Raw genomic sequence first — 18,860 nt, forward strand, 5'->3', positions numbered from 1 at the left:
CGTGCCCGGAGTTCCGTTACCCGGCCGATCCCCCCCACTTACCGAATCTGTCCGGCAATGCGGCTTGAACCAAGGAGGCGTATTTGTGCAAATCTGCCGCCAGGCTGTCAATCGACGGGGCGTGCGCTGCCGCGAAGTCTAAACAGACTTCATGAACGCGCAAAATTGAAATTGAGCCGTCCGATCATAGTGAATATCAATCAGCCTAAGTCGGTGATTCTATCTATCACAACCCTGTTTCAAGGGGTATGGCGCGTTTCAGTACGCCGGGCTCAGCATGCGCAAAAAACCTCAGTTTTGGCTAGCCGAGCAAAGCGGTAAACAGATGCACACTTCAAACCCCTCCAGTCGACCTGTTGCAGGTGATGCCAGAACCATGCTCGCATTGACGCCTTGCACAATGGTTTTGGCGATTGCCAATCCCAACCCTGCCCCCCCGGCTTCACGGGTGCCTCGCACAAATCGTTCGGTCAGACGTTGCAAAACCGACTCGGGCACGGCCGGGCCACCGTTGATGACGCGAAGAACGGCCTGATGGGTCAGGCTGACCTGAACCGGTTGATCTGCCGCGCCATACTTGAGCGCGTTCTCGATCAGGTTGCGCAACAGGATGCCGAAAGCGTCCGGATCAATCGACGAATAAACACTGGGCTGTTTGGGCAGTTGCAACTCGATACGTTGCCCGCTGCTGTGATTCCACTCATCGACCACATGAGCCAGCAACGGAATCAGATCCTGCGGGGTTTCGGACAACAGCCCGCCGCCTTCGGCCTTGGCCAGTTGCATGAGCTTTTCGGACAGTCGCGCCAGTTCACGCAGGGAGTTTTCGATCTTCGCTGCACGCACTTGTAACGGCCCCTCTGGGGCTTCGTGGCGCAAGCGCTGGATCTGCGCCAGCGTCGCGGCCAGCGGTGTGCGCAGTTCATGGGCGCTATTGGCGGTAAAACTGCGCTCGGCCTCCAATGCCTTGCGCAAACGTTCGAGCAGGTGATTGACCGCGTCAGCCAACGGGTCGATTTCAGCCGGCAACCGCGTCACGTTGATCGGTGACAGATCTCCCACACCGCGCGCTTCAACCGCGCGACGATAGGCCAACACGCTGCGCAAGCTGATGCGAACAAACAACCAGGTGCCCAATAGACTGATGGGAATCAGCGCCAGTAACGGCAGCAGCAAGGCAAACAAGGCTTCCCTGGCCGCTTCACGGCGATGCCCTAACGGTTCGGCAATGTCTATGAACAACGTCTGGCGCAACGCACTGGCCCCGTACAGACGATATTTTTGGGTGGTGGAAAAGCCTTCAATCGGTTGTGGGTTGAAGATCTTCGGATTGGCATCGTGAGACTGCATCAGAATCTTACCCTTGGCATCGCGCACTACGTACGTCAGGTATTCGTTGTGCATTTTCAGGGTGGCGACATGTTGAGCTTCACGGGGCTCTTCACGATTGCTGATTTCCAGTACCGCCAGGGGCAGGATGCGTTGTGCGGTCTCCTCCAACGCGCTGTCGAACGCCTCGTTCAATTCATGCTGCACCACCAGCCAGGCCCCGACTGTCGCCCCCAGCCAGAGCAAGGTCATACCCAGCGTCAATCCCAGGCCAAGGCGTTTTTGCAGGCTTGAGGGCGACTTCATGCGGACGCCAACCGGTAACCCATGCCGCGCACAGTCTCAATCAGGTCACGACCCAGTTTTTTACGCAGCCGGCTGATATAGACCTCAATGGTGTTGCTCTCGATTTCGGCGCCAAACGCGTACAGACGCTCCTCCAGTTGCGACTTGGACAGCAGAGCGCTCGGGCGCTGGACAAACGCTTCGAACAGCGCCCACTCACGCGACGTCAGGTCGACGAATACACCGGCGCGCATCACCGTGCGGGCACTCATGTCGACCTGCAAATCGGCGAGTTTGATCTGCGGATTGGGGTTACCGCTGTACCGGCGGGCCACGGCCGCCACGCGGGCCGACAACTCAAACAGGTCGAACGGTTTGACCAGATAGTCGTCGGCCCCGGCATTGAGGCCGGCGATACGATCGGATATCTGATCCTGAGCGGTGAGGATGATCACCGGCGTTGTATCTCCGGCTGAACGCTGCTGACGCAAAAAATCCAGCCCACGACCGTCCGGCAGCATCAAGTCCAGGAGGATCAAGTCATAAGGCGTAGAACTCACGCTATTACGTGCATGATCCAGGCGTTGCACCCAATCAACGGCATGGCCGTCATCGGCGATCTGCTCGCGCACGGCCTCTCCCAGCCCGGCTGCGTCCTCGACCAATAAAACCCGCATCTGGCGCCTCCTGTGATGGTTGTTGTGTCGCACCCTAACCGCCTTACCTGACGTGAATCTGAAGATTCAGCAGGTTTTCAGTATGGCGCAGACAACGAGTACTACCTGCCCGAACGCGCCGCCGAATAGTCATCGCAGATTTATTTCCGGGCCTTTCAGGTTGCTGTCAGCCAACGGGTACAGGCTCTCGCCACAACGCTCAAACAGGACATCCACATGAAAAAAATCATCGCTGCAGCCTGCCTCATCGGTGCCATTGCTCTGCCGGGGTTGGCCCAGGCGCGCGAAGTGACGCTGACCACTCAGCTCAAAAACTACAGCGGCAACGATGCGTACCTGGCGATTTACGTCACAGATGCCAATGGCCAATACCAAAAAACCCTTTGGGTCGCTGGCAAGAAGACCAAGTACTACCGCCACTTGACCGACTGGGCCCGTGGCAGCGGCATGCAGCGCAGCGAATTCGACGGCGTCAGCGGCGCCAGTGTTGGCAGCGGCCGCACGCTGAAGGTCAGTGTTGAACTGGCAGATGCCTTGATTGATGCCGGGTATCAGATCCGTATCGACAGTGCCGTTGAGGACAAGCGCGAAGGCCGAGCCGACATCAGCGTGCCGCTGACCTCAAAGGGGTCGGGGCAGCCGGCGACTGGCAGCACCTATGTCGATTCGTTTACTTACGACCTGTAATACCGCCCACTCTGGAGGCCGAACATGCTTCGCCAGTTCCACTCACTGCCCGGTCTGATTGCCGCTCTGCTGGTCATGTTGTTGGCCATCAGCGGCGCCATAATGTCCGTTGATCCTGCGCTGGAACGTCTGCACAACACTTCAACCGCTGCCGGACAGCTCAGCGTCGGCCAGTTGGCCGGGCGTGTCGGCGAGCATTTTCCGGGGGTTGAGCAAATCCAGCGGACGGCGTCCGGGACGGTCATCGTCTATTACCGCCAGGACGGGCGCTCCGGCGCTGAAAAGGTCGATCCACTGACAGGCCAAGGTCTGGCGCCTTACGAGCCGTCCGGCTTCTCGCGCTGGGTCAAAGACCTGCATCGCTCGCTGTTCCTCGGGACACCCGGTCACGGGGTGGCGGGCGTCGGTGCGCTGTTCATGTTGATCCTGTCGGTGTCCGGCGCGTTGTTGCTGGCGCGGCGTCTGGGTGGCTGGCGCAATCTTCTGCGGCCACTGCGCGGCACATTCAGCCAGCGCTGGCACGCCGAAGTCGGGCGCTTGGCGTTGCTAGGGCTGCTGCTGTCGGCCGTGAGCGGGCTATACATGTCCGGCACCACGTTCGGTTTGATCGCCGACGGCACTCAGAACGAGCCAGACTTCCCCTCTCACATCAGCGCCGGCCCGGCCTTGCCTGTGGCCAGCCTGCCAGCCTTGCTGGCCGTCGACCTGAATGACCTGCGCGAACTGGTCTATCCGAGCGCCGACAACCCGCAAGACGTGTTTTCCCTGCGCACCGCTCAGGGCGACGGCTATGTCGATCCGGTCAACGGCGACTTGCTGTCCTATCAAGCTCATGACGCGATGCGTAACCTTTACGAGCTGATTTACCAGTTGCACACCGGCGAAGGCCTCTGGTGGCTGGGCCTGCCGCTTGGCCTCTGCGCCCTGTGCGTGCCGTTGATGAGCGTGACCGGCATCCTGCTCTGGTGGCGCCGGCGCAAGGCTGGCGCGACGATCGACCACAACAGCCCAGCCCACTCCGCCGACAGCGTGATTCTGGTGGGCAGTGAAAACAACAGCACTTGGGGTTTTGCCAAAACCTTGCACGACGCCTTGCACCAGGCAGGCCACCGAGTCCATAGCGCCGCGCTGAATGAATGGAAAGCCGATTACCACGGCGCTCAGCGGATACTCATCCTCACCGCAACCCACGGTGACGGCGACGCTCCGGCCTCGGCGTCACGGTTCCTCACGCGGCTGAGCCAAGTCGGCCTCACGCCTGGCCAGCCTTTTGCGGTACTGGGTTTGGGGGACAGCCAGTTTGCGCAATTCTGTCAGTACGCCCACCAGGTTCAACAAGCGATGGAACAAGCCGGCGGTTCGCCGTTGCTGGGACTGGAAACGGTCAACCGTCAGTCTCCACAGGAATTTGCTCGCTGGGGCGCGGCCCTGGGCGAAGTGCTGGGTCACGAACTGACGCTGGTTCACCGCCCCAACCACCCGCGCACCCAGCAACTGGTCCTGACGGAATGCATCGCCTATGGCGAGCAAGTCAATGCCCCCACTCACGTCCTGCGCTTCAAGGCAGCCGGCGCACTGCCGAGCTTTCAGGCCGGCGATCTGGTCGCCATTGTCCCGCCGGGCAGCCCGGTTCCGCGTTTTTATTCGCTGGCCAGCAGCGCAGAAGACGGCGTTCTGGAAATCTGTGTACGCAAACATGAAGGCGGCGTCTGCTCACAATTCCTGCATGGTTTGAACATCGGCGCGACGATCGAGGCGTTTATCCAGCCCAACCCGCAATTTCGTCCGGCATCCGGAACCCACCCGGTCATTCTGATCGGCGCCGGTACTGGCATTGGCCCACTGGCCGGTTTTATCCGCAACAACAAGGCGCGGCACCCGATGCACTTGTATTGGGGCGGACGCAACCCCGCTTCCGACTTCCTCTACGAACCGGAGCTCAACCGTTATCTGGCAGACCGGCGCCTCACCGCCCTGCGCGCCGTTTTTTCCCAGGTTCAGGATCGTAGTTACGTGCAAGACCGGTTAATCAGCGACGCGCTCGCGTTGCGCCGCTTGATTGAAAAAGGCGCACAAGTGCTGGTGTGTGGCAGCCGAGAAATGGCCAAAGGGGTGATGCAGGCGCTGGATGAAGTCTTGGCGCCACTCAACCTCAGCGTGATCACACTCAAGGCACAAGGACGCTACCGTGAAGATGTCTACTGATGCGCAACGCTACCGTTTGAACGGCGAGACCATGGGCACCCGTTATACGGCCCTGTTCTATGCCGAGCCCGGGATCGATAGCGACAAGATCGGTCTGGGCCTCGCCCACGCGGTGCACCAGGTCGATCAGCAAATGTCGACCTGGAAGGCCGATTCCGATCTAAATCGCCTCAATGCCGCTCCCGAGCAGCAATGGCTATCGGTGCCCCAAGAGCTGACCACGGTGTTGGCCGCCGCGCTGCGGGTCAGTCAACAGTCCAATGGCGCCTTCGATATCGCCGTAGGTGATCTGGTGCAGGCCTGGGGATTCGGCCCCGACGAACCCTCTATCACCGAACAGATGCTCGGGACCGACTCGCCGAAACCTCGACTGTCCGCCAGCAAAGCGCTAGAGGTTGACCCGCAACGCAATCAGGTACGCAAACGTGCGCCGCTGAATCTTGATTTGAACGGCATCGCCAAAGGCTTCGGGGTCGATGAATTGGCTCGTTGCCTGGAGGGCTTCGGCATCACCTGCTATCTGGTCGGCATCGACGGCGAAATGCGCGCCCGGGGCGTCAAACCTGATGCTCAACCCTGGGTCGTAGCCATCGAGAAACCCTGTCGCGGTGTGCGCGAAGTCATGGGGGTGATGGAACTCAGCGACTGTGCCATCGCCACGTCCGGTGACTATCGACACTGGGTCGACGTAAGGGGTCAATCCTACGCACACACCATGAACCCGGCGACCGACGCCCCCTTGGCCAACTCGCTCGCGTCCGTCACTGTGACAGCATCATCGTGCATGCTTGCCGACGCCTGGGCGACGGCACTGATGGTTCTGGGCGAAATCGAAGGTCCACGCTTGGCACAGGCTCGCGGCATGGACGCTTTGTTCGTTCTGCGCGACCGCGACCAATTCAAAGAAATATCCATTGTCAGCGGCCAACTTCAGGCGCAGGTACAGCCTCTTGCGAGGTGAACGGCGCAACGACAGTTGAAGCCTGTTGGCTCATTAAGTGCGCTCTTTCGCTTGTGCGTCGTTTTTACCGTTCTGTGCGACAGATCCCGTTTCAGGACTCCCGTGCCGGTCCGATGCAGTGTTAGTTTGTAAGTGCATGTGTCTCAGCGCTGAGACACGTCTTATCAACTGCCCTGCAAAGGAATGCCCCGAGTCATGAATTTCCCCCTCAAGAATCTGGCCGCAACCTCGCTGATGCTGGCCTCACTGTCGTTGTTCACAGGGCCGGCTCAGGCCAACATCACCGCGCCACAGAGCGCTGAAATCCTCAAGACCTTCAGCGCCGGTTCGGTCACGGATTTCCGCCAGTTCCTCGGTGACCTGGCCAAGAGCGACCTGGCCAAAACGGCCGACATCGGCCCGGCCATCGGCGCGTTTCTGGACAACAAAAGCCTGACAGCTGAACAACAGAACGAGATCTATCGCCTGCTCGGCCTCTATGCCCGCGTGAAATACAGCGCGGCAGCCACCGAGACGCTGCGCGAACTGGTCCAAATCCCGACCTTTCGCAAGGACGGCGTTGCCCAGCATGACAACCCGGCATTCATCAAGATCGGCGAAAAGATCAAGAGCCTCGCCCAGTCTTTCAACCTGAACTTTCGCAACATCGACAACCGTGTTTTTGAGATTTCCCTTGAAGGCACCGGCGATGAAGTCGTCGGCATTCATGCCCATGCTGACGTAGTGCCCGTGACGCCGGAGAACTGGGTACTGAAGGACGGCACTCGACTTGATCCATTCAAGATCACCCTGATCGGTGACCGCATGTATGGCCGCGGCACCGAAGATGACAAGAACGGCATCGTCGTCACGCTCTACGCGATGAAGGTGATCAAGGAAGAAAAGCTGCCGCTGGCGCGCAATTTCAAGTTGTTGGTGGACACCACCGAAGAAACCACTGGCGACGCGATCCCCTACTACTTCGAACGCAATCCAACGCCTAAGTACAACCTGGCGCTGGATGGCGGTTATCCGGTGGTGATTGCCGAGAAAGGTTACGGCACGGTCATGGCCAACTTTGCCAAGCGTAAGGCCGAGGGCAAAGGCGCGCAGATCATCTCGATGACGGGAGGCCTGGCGACCAACCAGATTCCATCGGTGTCGGTTGCCACACTGGTCGCTGACCAACCCGCAGCGCTGGCTGCCAGCCTGCAAAAGGCCGGCGCCGAATACGCCAAACGCAATGGCGGCGATTTCCAGATCAGCACCAAGGTCGACGGCAAAGACGTCAAACTGACGGTCACCGGGGTGTCTGCGCACTCCTCCGAACCCGAGTCCGGGGTCAATCCGGTGGCGCGCATGCTCGACTTCATCAACAGCCTTGATGGCAAGGTCGCGCTCAAGCACAACCACATCACCGATGCTGCGCGCTACGCGGCTGACAACTGGGGGCTGGATTACCTGGGCAACAAACTCGGTGTTGGCTTCTCCGACGCCTTCATGGGCCCGCTGACCACGTCGCTGACCTATGTCGCGATGGATGACAACACCTTCAAGCTTGCGGTCAACCTGCGGGTTCCAAAGGGCAAATCACCCGAGAAACTCAAGGCCGAAATCGCTGAGAAACTGGCGGCCTGGAGCAAAAACAGCCACGTTGCCGTTACCTTCGACTATTCGGTCGCCGAACCGATGTACCGCAATCCCGAAGGTGAATGGGTCAAGGCGCTGTTGGCAGTGGCGACTGAGAACCTGGGCATGAAACACGAGTTCGGCACTTCAGCGGGGGCGACCTCGGTGCATGAGTTGCCCAACGGCGTGCAGTTCGGTCTGGCGCGGCCAGACGTCAAGTACACCGGTCACACCGATGGCGAGTTCAAGACCGTGGATCAATTCCAACTGGATCTGCAAATCGTCACGGAAATGATTGGCCGCATCGGTCAGTTGCCGACACTCTGATTGCAATTTCGAACCCGCCGCTCTGGCGGGTTCATATTTTTAATCGCCACATAATCCACGCCGCTCAGCCTCAGCCCCTGATTCGCTCGTTGCAGCCCAGGCAAGGAAAAATTGCCATCCGCGAGATTGATAGCCACCTAACGAAAGGTGCATGCTAGAGGGCTCACGCGGGCCTTATATCATTCCGAATGATAGTTACCTTTGCTTCATTCGATTCGTGCCATCCCACCCCGCCCAGCATCATCCGCCCATCTTCAATACATTGGCGGATGCATCCATGGAACAGTCACTCAAACATTTGCGCTTCCCCTTGGCCATGTTGGCCGTGCTGGTGATGAGCGCTTGCGGCAAGACTCCGGAGACTGCCGCCACCGCGCCTGCTGCGAAAGTCAGCGTGGCCAAGGTGCTGGAACAACCGGTCAACGAGTGGGATGAATTCACCGGGCGCCTAGAAGCGCCGCAAACCGTTGAAATCCGTCCACGGGTCTCCGGCCAGATCGACGACGTCGCCTTCACCGAAGGTGCGCTGGTCAAGAAAGGCGACCTGCTGTTCCAGATCGACCCGCGCCCATTCCAGGCTGAGGTTCGCCGCCTCGAAGCACTGGTAGCCCAATCCCGCGCCAACGCCACCCGCAGTGAAAACGAGGCGGCTCGTGGCGAGCGCCTGCGTACCAGCAATGCCATCTCCGCCGAGCTGGCTGATTCGCGTACCAGCGCTGCAAAAGAATCCCGCGCCGCCGTCGGTGCGCTGCAAGCGCAACTGGATCTGGCCAAACTGAACCTGAGCTTCACCCGCGTCACTTCGCCGATCAGCGGCCGCGTCAGCCGTGCCGAGATTACCGCCGGCAACCTGGTGACCGCCGACGTCACGCCACTGACCAGCGTGGTCTCCACCGACAAGGTCTACGCCTACTTCGACGCCGACGAGCGCGTATTCCTCAAATACACACAACTCGCCCGTCAGGGTCAGCGCGGAGCCGGCACCCCGGTGTATATGGGCCTGTCCAATGAAGACGGCAACCCGCACCTGGGCCACATGAACTTCGTCGACAACCAGGTCAACCCCAAGACCGGCACCATCCGTGGTCGCGCAGTGTTCGACAACAGCGACGGCCTCTATACCCCGGGGCTGTACGCACGCCTGAAACTGGTCGGCAGCGGCACCTACGACGCCATGCTGATCAACGATGAAGCGGTGGGCACCGACCTGGGCAAGAAGTTCGTACTGGTCATGGACGCGGACAACAACACCGTTTATCGCGCCGTCGAACTCGGTCCGAAGATCGAAGGCCTGCGCATCGTCCGTACCGGTCTGAACAAGGACGACACGATCATCGTCAAGGGCTTGCAACGGGTACGCCCTGGTTCACCGGTTACCCCTGAAGTGGTGCCGATGGCCAGCGAACAAACCATCGCGGCACTCGCTCAACAACGTCAAGCGCTGGAAGCCAGCAACCCGCCTAAAGTCGCCCCTGCCAAAGGTGCGTCCGGTTCGGTTGCGAAGCTGGCTGCTACGACCCCACGCGGTTAAGGGACGACAACTCCGATGAATTTTTCCCAATTCTTCATTTCACGGCCGATCTTCGCAGCGGTGCTGTCGCTGTTGATCCTGATCGCCGGTGCGATCTCGCTGTTTCAATTACCGATCAGTGAATACCCGGAAGTGGTCCCGCCGACCGTCGTGGTACGGGCCAACTTCCCCGGCGCCAACCCTAAAGTCATCGGTGAAACCGTGGCAGCTCCGTTGGAGCAGGCCATTACCGGTGTCGAGAACATGCTGTACATGTCCTCGCAATCGACCGCTGACGGCAAGATCACCCTGACCATCACCTTCGCTTTGGGCACTGACCTGGACAACGCGCAGGTGCAGGTACAAAACCGGGTGACCCGCACCGAGCCAAAACTTCCCGAGGAAGTGACGCGCATCGGTATCACCGTCGACAAGGCCTCGCCCGACCTGACCATGGTTGTGCACTTGACCTCGCCGGACAAGCGCTACGACATGCTCTACCTGTCCAACTACGCCATCCTCAATATCAAGGATGAGCTCGCTCGTCTGGGCGGTGTCGGTGACGTGCAACTGTTCGGCATGGGCGACTACTCGCTGCGGGTCTGGCTCGATCCGAACAAGACCGCTTCGCGCAATCTGACGGCCACCGATGTCGTCACCGCGATTCGTGAGCAGAACCGTCAGGTCGCTGCCGGCCAACTGGGCGCCCCCCCTGCCCCGAATGCTCAGAGCTTCCAGCTATCGATCAACACCCAGGGCCGTCTGGTCACCGAGGAAGAGTTCGAGAACATCATCATTCGCGCAGGCGATGACGGTGAAATCACCCGCCTCAAAGACATTGCCCGCGTAGAGCTGGGCTCCAGTCAATATGCCTTGCGTTCGTTGCTGAACAATCAGCCGGCCGTAGCGATCCCGATCTTCCAACGCCCAGGTTCCAACGCCATCGACATCTCGAACGAAGTTCGGGCGAAGATGGACGAGCTCAAGAAAGGCTTCCCGCAGGGCATGGATTACAGCATCGTCTATGACCCGACGATCTTCGTGCGTGGCTCGATCGAAGCAGTGGTTCACACCCTTTTCGAAGCGCTGATCCTCGTGGTTCTGGTGGTGATTCTGTTCCTGCAGACCTGGCGTGCCTCGATCATTCCATTGGTGGCGGTGCCGGTATCGTTGATCGGTACGTTTGCGGTCATGCACCTCTTCGGTTTTTCGCTCAACGCCCTGTCGCTGTTCGGCCTGGTGCTGGCCATCGGTATCGTGGTGGACGACGCCATCGTGGTGGTGGAGAACGTCGAGCGGAACATCGAACTCGGATTGACGCCGGTCGAAGCCACCAAGCGCGCCATGCGTGAAGTGACCGGGCCGATCATTGCCACGGCATTGGTGCTGTGTGCGGTGTTTGTTCCGGCGGCGTTTATCTCCGGTCTCACCGGGCAGTTCTACAAGCAGTTCGCGTTGACCATTGCAATCTCGACCGTGATCTCGGCGTTCAACTCGCTGACCCTGTCGCCGGCACTGGCTGCGGTGTTGCTGAAAAGTCATGACGCGCCGAAGGACCGCTTCTCCAAGGTACTGGACAAGATTTTCGGTGGCTGGTTGTTCCGTCCGTTCAACCGTTTCTTCGAAAAGGCCAGCCATGGTTACGTCGGCACCGTGCGCCGGGTCATCCGTGGCAGTGGCATCGCCCTGCTGCTGTACGCAGGCCTGATGGTGCTGACCTTCTTCGGTTTCTCCAGCACCCCGACCGGGTTCGTACCCGGCCAGGACAAGCAATACCTGGTGGCCTTCGCGCAACTGCCGGACGCCGCGAGCCTGGATCGTACCGAAGACGTGATCAAGCGCATGTCCGATCTGGCCCTGAAACAGCCAGGTGTGGAAAGCGCCGTAGCGTTCCCGGGGCTGTCGATCAACGGCTTCACCAACAGCCCGAACGCCGGCATCGTGTTCGTGACCCTCAAACCGTTCGACGAACGTAAAGACCCGAGTATGTCCGCCGGTGCGATTGCCGGTGCCTTGAACGGCCAGTTCGCCAACATTCAGGAAGCGTACATGGCGATCTTCCCGCCACCGCCGGTACAAGGACTGGGCACCATTGGTGGCTTCCGTCTGCAAATCGAAGACCGGGGCAACCTCGGCTACGACGAGCTGTACAAAGAAACCATGAACATCATCAACAAGAGCCACAACGTGCCGGAACTGGCGGGCTTGTTCACCAGTTACACCGTGAACGTACCGCAGGTCGATGCCGCCATCGACCGCGAAAAAGCCAAGACCCACGGCGTGGCGATCAGCGACATCTTCGACACCCTGCAAATCTACCTGGGCTCGCTGTATGCCAACGATTTCAACCGCTTCGGGCGTACCTATCAGGTCAACGTTCAGGCCGAGCAGCAGTTCCGCCTCGAGTCCGATCAGATCGGCCAATTGAAAGTGCGTAACAACAAAGGCGAAATGATCCCGCTGGCGACCTTCATCAAGGTCAGCGACACCTCAGGTCCCGATCGAGTGATGCACTACAACGGTTTTATCACTGCGGAAATCAACGGTGCAGCTGCTCCCGGCTACAGCTCGGGCCAAGCGGAAAAAGCCATCGAGAAACTGCTCAAGGATGAACTTCCGAACGGCATGACCTACGAATGGACCGACCTGACCTACCAGCAGATTCTGTCCGGCAACACCGCGCTGTTCGTGTTCCCGCTTTGTGTACTGCTGGCGTTCCTGGTGCTCGCCGCTCAGTACGAAAGCTGGAGCCTGCCATTGGCGGTGATTCTGATCGTACCGATGACCCTGCTGTCGGCCATCACCGGTGTGATCATCTCCGGCGGTGACAACAACATCTTCACCCAGATCGGCTTGATCGTACTGGTGGGACTTGCCTGTAAGAACGCAATTCTGATCGTCGAATTCGCCAAGGATAAACAGGAAGAAGGCCTCAACCCGCTCGCGGCGGTACTGGAAGCCTGCCGTCTGCGTCTGCGGCCAATCCTGATGACCTCCTTCGCGTTCATCATGGGTGTAGTGCCCCTGGTGTTCTCCAGCGGTGCCGGTGCCGAAATGCGTCACGCCATGGGTGTAGCGGTGTTCTCCGGGATGCTCGGGGTGACCTTCTTCGGTCTGTTGCTGACGCCAGTCTTCTACGTACTGATTCGCAACTTTGTCGAACGTGGCGAAGCCCGCAAAGCGGCCAAGGCGCACAATCTTCAAAAGCAACTGGAGGCGCAACAATGAGTCTGAAAGTCTTCCTGCCGAGTCTGCTGGTGCTGGCGCTTAGCGCCTGTGCCGTCGGTCCAGACTACAAGACCCCGGCGACGGAGGCGGCCAACATCACGACCGCCACCGACGGCGCCAACGGTCAGAAGAATTTTGACCGTTCGAAGTTCGAAGGCATCTGGTGGCAGCAGTTCGACGATCCGACCCTCAACCAGTTGGTGACCCAATCGCTGCAAGGCAACCGAGAACTGCGTGTGGCGTTCGCCCGCTGGAAAGCCGCCCGAGCAATTCGCGACGACGCCAGCAACGACGCAATGCCGACCATTACCAGCCGCGCCAGCAGTGATCTGGCCAAGGGGCAGATTCCCGGTCAGACCACCAAACGGGTCAGCAGCGAACGCTATGACCTGGGTCTGGACATGGCTTGGGAGCTGGACTTGTTCGGTCGCATCCAGCGCAATCTGGAAGCCAGCGACGCCGACCAGCAGGCAGCCGAGGCCGATCTCTACCAACTGCAAGTCACCATGATTGCCGAACTGGTGGACGCCTACGGTCAACTGCGGGGCGCCCAACTGCGGGAGAAGATCGCCGTGGCCAACCTGAACAACCAGCAGGCGTCGCGCAAGATCACCATCAGCCTGCGTGACGCCGGCGTTGGCGATCAACTCGATGTCGAACGTGCCGATGCGCGTCTGGCCTCGGTTGAAGCCAGCGTGCCGCAACTGCAGGCGGAACAGGTTCGGCAGAAAAACCGTATCGCCACCCTCTTGGGTGAGCGTCCGGACAAGCTGACCGTCGATCTGAGTCCAAAAGACTTGCCGGCGATTGCCAAGGCCCTCCCAATCGGGAACCCGGGCGAACTGCTGCAACGCCGTCCGGACATCCTCAGTGCTGAACGCAAACTGGCCTCGGCCACGGCGCGGATTGGCGTGGCCAAAGCAGACCTGTTCCCACGGGTCAGCCTCAGCGGTTTCCTCGGCTGGACGGCCGGGCGCGGCTCGCAGATCGGTTCTTCGGCGGCCAGTGCCTGGGCACTTGGCCCGAGCATTACCTGGGCAGCCTTCGACCTTGGCAGCGTTCGAGCGCGCTTGCGCGGCGCCGATGCGGATGCCGAAGGCGCCTTGGCGACCTACGAGCAACAAGTGCTGTTGGCACTGGAAGAGTCGGAAAACGCGTTCAGCGATTACGGCAAACGCCAGCAACGCCTGATCTCGCTGATCCGTCAGAGTGAATCGAGCCGCAAGGCCGCTGACCTGGCAGAGATTCGCTACCGCGAAGGCACGACGGACTTCCTCGTGCTGCTCGATGCCCAACGTGAACGTCTGAATGCTGAAGACAGTCAGGCCCAGGCCGAAGTCGATTTGTATCGCGGCATTGTCGCGATCTACAAAGCCCTTGGCGGTGGTTGGCAGCCAGAGACGGTCGCCATTCAGTAAGAGTTGTTAAAGAGCTCCTTTGGTTGGCCGCAACCAACCAAATTTTTTGCCCCGCGTATCATTCGGTCGCGGGGCTTTTTTGTGCCTGATCTTTTTTGTTTTCCAGAATCGTGACTGTGGCGGTGGTACCTGCCCGCAAGCGGTTCTTGCCGGCATAGTCACCGTCGATTTCGATCCGGACTGGCACCCGTTGCGCCAGTTTCACCCAGGTGTAACTCGGATTGATGTTGGCCAGCAGGCGACTGCCCGGGGCGTTTTCACGGTCGGCGATGGCGAAGGCGATGCTCTGCACCGTGCCCCCGAAGGTTTCACCGCTCATCAACTGAACCCGCACCCGATCGCCTTCCTCGATTCGCGGCAGTTTGGTTTCTTCGAAATAGCCGCTGACGTAGAACGAATCGCTGTCGACCAGCGCCAACAGCGCGCCACCGGCCACCGCGTAATCACCCTGACGCGTCAACAGGTTGGTGACATAGCCGCTGACCGGTGACTCGACGCGGGTGCGCTGCAAGTCCAGCTCCGCCTGGGTCAGCGCCGCAATCGCCAGTTGTACGTTGGCCTCGGCCAATCCGAGGTTGGCCTGATTGCGCAACAGATCAGCCTGGGCAACAGCCACATCGGTACTGGATTTTTCCCACTCTTCCCCGGAGATGGCAAAGCCCTGTTTGAGCGTACGCCGCCGGCGCTCTTCGCTTTGACGCTGTTTGAGCAGTGCTTCACTGGCAACAATCGCGGCTTGCGACTGCCCCAGCGTGGCCTTTGCCACTTCAACCGCACGCCGCGAATGCTCTACCGCCAATCGGTAGCGTGCCGGATCGATCTCCATCAACAATTGGCCTTTGTCGACATGCTGGTTGTCCTGCACTGCCAGACTGACGATGCGTCCGGAAACATCGGCCGATAGCGTCACCACGTCCGCCCTCACCCGGGCATCCCGGGTCCACGGCGCGCGGGTGTAATGCTCCCAGGCAAACCAGCCGAGCACGATTGCCAGTATCACCACCGCCAACGTCGTCAATCGAGCAAGTAACACTTTCAAGGCATCAGGCTCCCATCAGCAAAATCAGCGTGGCACAGACGCAGGCATACAACGCGCCCTCAAAAAGTGCTTCATGCCAGACCCGTCGCATCACCCCCAGTCGGCGCAAAACCCAGTCCAGCAACATGAATATCGGTATGGCCAGCAACAGGGCCTGGGCAATCGGTGGCAGATAAACGCCGCCAATCTCGAAATCAATGGGCAAGGGCAGGCTCTCCTTCCGGGGCATTACGTTGCAACTGTTCGCCATGGCGCTCAAGGAATGACACAACGATCATCAAAGCTACACGCATGCGGAACACCGACCATAAATGTTCATGACTGGCGACGTGCAAATCATCCAGCTCATCCCCCAACCCGTGCAGCGTGACCAGCAACGGCGCCAGTTGCGCGTCGTGGCGACCCGCCACAAAGCGCCCGGTCTTGCGCAGGCTTGAAGACAAACGCTGACTGAACGCATCCGTCAGCAGTGCATTGTTCTGCGCCTGCTGCCTGAGCTGGTGGGTGGCCACACCCAAGGCTACGCAAGCCAGACTGATTTCATATAGCTGCTGCATGGCGCGCTCATTTGCTGCCGGCAGCAAGCCAAGCATGCTGGTCAGGCGGTCGACCATGCAGCTTTCGAAGGCGAATTGTTGTTCGTCGGTGGCCGGTGTTTTGGTCAGTTCATAGACCTGCTCGCGCGCCTCGTTATACAACCGGCGAACTCGCCAAACCGGGCGAAACGGAAAAATCCAGGCATAGACGATCAGCGCCAGCATCGCCGCGCTGACATAAGCACCGGCAAACTCGAACCATTGAATGGCCGTGTTCTGCCCGGTGCCGACATTCTGTGGGCCGAGGAGAAGAAAGCTCGACAGCCCCAGCCCCATGCCGATCCCGGCAGTCGCCGGGCTCGCCAAACCGACCGCGATCACGTAAAGCAGAGGGGCAAGTACCAACGCCAACAACTCGAAATCGCTGATCGCCGGCATCAGCATGAACTGATAGACCGCCGAGACCACAAGTGCCAACCCCAATCCACGGGCATAACTTTGCGCGGCCATCAGCGGTCGCGGGAAAGTCGCCATGAGCGAACAAAGAATCCCCACCAGGATCATCCCGCCACGGGCGCCGTCCCAGGCAGTTTCGATCCAGATCAGCCCGGCCACCAGCAAAGCGGTGAAGGCTCGGACAGCGTTCATGGTGGCCAGCGTGAAATCCAGATGCAGTGGGCTGGCCTGACCGCGATAAAGGCAACTGGCCTCACGCCCTTCCTGAATCGCGTCGCTCAACTCGAGGATTTGCTCCAGTTGTTGCAACAGCCGCGCCTGCTCCCAGCGCAACGCCCAAGCCAGTGAGCGCAGGGGCGCGCTCAGGTCTTCGGTCAACTGTTCGGCCTGGTAAGCCAATGCTTCAAACTGCTGTTGCAGCGTGACGAAGTGATGCCGCGTCTCGGCAGGCATAGACCTCCCCTGCTCCGCCAACTGATCGAGAAGCGCCAGTTCAGCGGCACGCAGGCGCTGGACATCGAGCGGCAAATCGCCCTCCCAGCGCTCGGTGAGCAGTTCGCGCTGATGCCTCAATGCGGTCAACCGCGACGTCAGCAACATCAGTTGGTTGCCCAGCAGCAACACCAGATTGTTGGCACTGCGCAAACGTGGAGCATCGAAATACAGGTGGCGCCGCAGCCCTTCGAGGACGCTGATTTCACCGAGCAACTGCATTTGTCGGCGCTGAAATTGGGCTTCGCTTTCTTCTGTGCGAATCACGGCAGCGGCGTGGCTGGCGACGAGTTTGATCACTTGGTCGACCTTGGCGAAATACCCCTTGGCCACGGCTTCCGGGCGCGCCGTGAGCAAGCTGACCACACAGACACACGCCACGGCCAGCAGGGTCTCGGTGACGCGGGTGATGGCCAATAGAAAGGTGCCGTCCTGATTGGGAATAGCCAGTAATGCCACCACCACAGCGGTATATCCACTGAGTACAAATGCCTGGGAGCTGGTGTAGCGCAGCAAAGTGCCGCCCGCCGTGCACAAGGCCAGCCACAAGGCCAGCGTGGTAATGAATGGCAGCGGCGCCTGCGGAAAAATCGCCATGATCAACACCGCGACGGCCGCCCCCAGGGTGGTACCGATCACCTGACCGAAACTGCGTGCCAGCGCCATCCCTGCCAGCGGCTGGCTGACAATGACGACCGCCATGATCGACCACTTGGGTTGGTCGAGATCGAACAGAAACGCCAGATACAGCGTCAGCAACCCCGCCGCGATGGTGCGCAAGGCAAACAGCAGGATCGCCTGACCAGGATGTATCACGGCCTTGAAGTAATTGAGCAGGGCTTGCATGGGCACACTCGTCGAAACAACTCCTCCAAGCGTAGACACTGCATTGAAAACTTCACGACTCATAGAGTCGACGCGACTTGTAGGCCAATTCGCATGTATCGGGTTTGACTCACAGGCCGGGCTGACCGAAGCTTGCCGCTGCGCTCAAGTTCGCCTGTTTTCGGAATTCTGCATGCTCAAGTCCCGCCGTTATCTGCTCATCAGCCTAGGCCTCGTGCTGGTTATCACCGTGGCCTGGCTATCCCTGCGCAGCAGCGCACCAGTGATCCCGGACGCGATCAGGCATGGTTACAGCGAAGCGCTGAGCGCCGCCCGTACCGGTCAAGCGGGCGCGGCACGTCAGTTGTATCAACAATTGGGGCGTGCGGATCTGTCGGTCAAGCGACGCGTCTGGCTGCATGACGAACTGGCTAACTACCCCAGTCCGCTGGCCTTGAAACTCGCCGATGCGGACCTGCAGAACGAAGCGCCCAAGGTGCGTGCAGCGGCAATCAATAGTGTCGTTGGACTGGTTCCGGGCGGCGAACGCAGCCTGCTGCTGGGGCCGATGCTTGATGATGAGGATCAAACCGTTCGTTTTGCCGCGATCAACGCCCTGCTCGGTTTGACGCCTGATGAGCTAGGCCTGTACTTCGCTCCGCTGCAGCAGGCGATTGACGGCTGGGAGCAAGTGCTCAAGGGCCAACCTGAAAGTGCAGCCAATTATGCGCAACTGGCTCGCCTTTACATCCATAACGCTGAACTCAAGAACGCTCAGGTTGCACTGGACAATACGCTGCGTCTGGAACCCGGCAACCTGCAGGCGCTGGTCATGCAGATCGATGTGCTTGACCGTCAGGGACAGACTGACGCAGCCCGACAATTGCTCGCCCGACAGCTCAAAGCCCAGCCAGACTCCGCGTATCTGCAACATGCCCTCGGTCTTTGGCTGCTGCACCACGGTCAGCGCGAATACGCCCTGCTCGGTCTGTCCAAAGCGGTCGAACTGGAACCTGACAACAAGGATTACCGCTACGACCTCGCCACGACGCTGCACAGCGCCGAGGAACTGGAAGCCGCGCAAAAGCAGCTACAGGAAATCGTTCAGCGTCATCCCGCTGATCGCAAAGCACGGGTGTTGCTGATCAATTACTGGAAAGAGAGCGGCCAACTGCAGAATGTGCAGGTTCTGCTGGCCCAACTAGAACAACTGAACCCCGACGATCCCGCGTTGCAGCAAGGGCTCTGAACGAGCGTTCAAAGAAAATTCTGAACCG

General features: G+C 59.7%; 13 protein-coding genes. 8 read left to right on the plus strand and 5 right to left on the minus strand.

Translation table 11 applies throughout. The features are described from left to right. Positions 1-291: 291 nt before the first annotated feature. Together ACIOU6_RS00290 and ACIOU6_RS00295 are read right to left on the minus strand one after the other, a co-directional pair. Entirely contained in the window at positions 292-1,635 is a 1,344-nt protein-coding gene (locus tag ACIOU6_RS00290; protein ID WP_221729820.1) for a HAMP domain-containing sensor histidine kinase, read from the minus strand. Continuing rightward, complete coding sequence (locus tag ACIOU6_RS00295) at positions 1,632-2,291, minus strand: response regulator (protein ID WP_401132853.1); 660 nt, start codon at positions 2,289-2,291, stop codon at positions 1,632-1,634. The genes ACIOU6_RS00290 and ACIOU6_RS00295 overlap by 4 nt, the downstream gene beginning before the upstream one ends. Before the next feature lie 216 nt (positions 2,292-2,507). Here ACIOU6_RS00295 and ACIOU6_RS00300 point away from each other — a divergent pair, with 216 nt between their 5' ends. The 7 genes from ACIOU6_RS00300 to ACIOU6_RS00330 all read left to right on the plus strand — a co-directional run bounded on the left by ACIOU6_RS00300 (position 2,508) and on the right by ACIOU6_RS00330 (position 14,235). Further along, a complete protein-coding gene (locus ACIOU6_RS00300; RefSeq protein ID WP_401132855.1) occupies positions 2,508-2,978 on the plus strand; it encodes a DUF2271 domain-containing protein in 471 nt (156 codons plus the stop codon). Positions 2,979-3,002: 24 nt separating this feature from the next. Beyond that, on the plus strand, positions 3,003-5,183 hold the full coding sequence (locus tag ACIOU6_RS00305) for a PepSY domain-containing protein (RefSeq protein ID WP_221729817.1): 2,181 nt from the start codon (positions 3,003-3,005) through the stop codon (positions 5,181-5,183). Beyond that, complete coding sequence (locus ACIOU6_RS00310) at positions 5,173-6,144, plus strand: FAD:protein FMN transferase (RefSeq protein WP_401133170.1); 972 nt, start codon at positions 5,173-5,175, stop codon at positions 6,142-6,144. Before ACIOU6_RS00305 ends, ACIOU6_RS00310 begins: the two co-directional genes overlap by 11 nt. Positions 6,145-6,339: 195 nt before the next feature. Continuing rightward, the gene (locus tag ACIOU6_RS00315; protein ID WP_401132858.1) at positions 6,340-8,079 is read left to right on the plus strand and encodes a dipeptidase; all 1,740 of its coding nucleotides are present in this window, start codon (positions 6,340-6,342) and stop codon (positions 8,077-8,079) included. A gap of 277 nt (positions 8,080-8,356) precedes the next feature. Then, the gene (gene mexE, locus ACIOU6_RS00320) at positions 8,357-9,610 is read left to right on the plus strand and encodes a multidrug efflux RND transporter periplasmic adaptor subunit MexE (RefSeq protein WP_401132861.1); all 1,254 of its coding nucleotides are present in this window, start codon (positions 8,357-8,359) and stop codon (positions 9,608-9,610) included. 15 nt (positions 9,611-9,625) lie between these two features. After that, positions 9,626-12,817, plus strand: a complete 3,192-nt coding sequence (locus ACIOU6_RS00325; RefSeq protein ID WP_221729814.1) for an efflux RND transporter permease subunit — start codon at positions 9,626-9,628, stop codon at positions 12,815-12,817. Next, a complete protein-coding gene (locus ACIOU6_RS00330; RefSeq protein ID WP_221729813.1) occupies positions 12,814-14,235 on the plus strand; it encodes an efflux transporter outer membrane subunit in 1,422 nt (473 codons plus the stop codon). The genes ACIOU6_RS00325 and ACIOU6_RS00330 overlap by 4 nt, the downstream gene beginning before the upstream one ends. A 58-nt stretch (positions 14,236-14,293) precedes the next feature. On the opposite strand, the gene ACIOU6_RS00335 is transcribed toward ACIOU6_RS00330, so the two are convergent. From ACIOU6_RS00335 to ACIOU6_RS00345, 3 genes are read right to left on the minus strand one after another with little or no spacing between them, the layout of a single operon-like run. Continuing rightward, positions 14,294-15,274: an HlyD family secretion protein gene (locus ACIOU6_RS00335; RefSeq protein WP_221729812.1), complete on the minus strand. Its 981-nt coding sequence runs from the start codon at positions 15,272-15,274 to the stop codon at positions 14,294-14,296. A 4-nt stretch (positions 15,275-15,278) separates the two neighbouring features. Next, a complete protein-coding gene (locus ACIOU6_RS00340) occupies positions 15,279-15,479 on the minus strand; it encodes a DUF1656 domain-containing protein (protein WP_221729811.1) in 201 nt (66 codons plus the stop codon). Further along, positions 15,469-17,604 carry an FUSC family protein gene (locus tag ACIOU6_RS00345; RefSeq protein WP_401132865.1) on the minus strand — a complete coding sequence of 712 codons (2,136 nt, stop codon included), beginning with the start codon at positions 17,602-17,604 and terminating at the stop codon, positions 15,469-15,471. The genes ACIOU6_RS00340 and ACIOU6_RS00345 overlap by 11 nt, the downstream gene beginning before the upstream one ends. A 172-nt stretch (positions 17,605-17,776) precedes the next feature. On the opposite strand from ACIOU6_RS00345, the gene ACIOU6_RS00350 reads away from it, so the two are divergent. After that, positions 17,777-18,832, plus strand: a complete 1,056-nt coding sequence (locus ACIOU6_RS00350; RefSeq protein WP_221729809.1) for a tetratricopeptide repeat protein — start codon at positions 17,777-17,779, stop codon at positions 18,830-18,832. The last annotated feature ends 28 nt before the right edge of the window (positions 18,833-18,860 follow it).

This window comes from Pseudomonas sp. NPDC087615 (assembly GCF_044743445.1).
GTDB classification, from domain to species: domain Bacteria; phylum Pseudomonadota; class Gammaproteobacteria; order Pseudomonadales; family Pseudomonadaceae; genus Aquipseudomonas; species Aquipseudomonas baetica_A.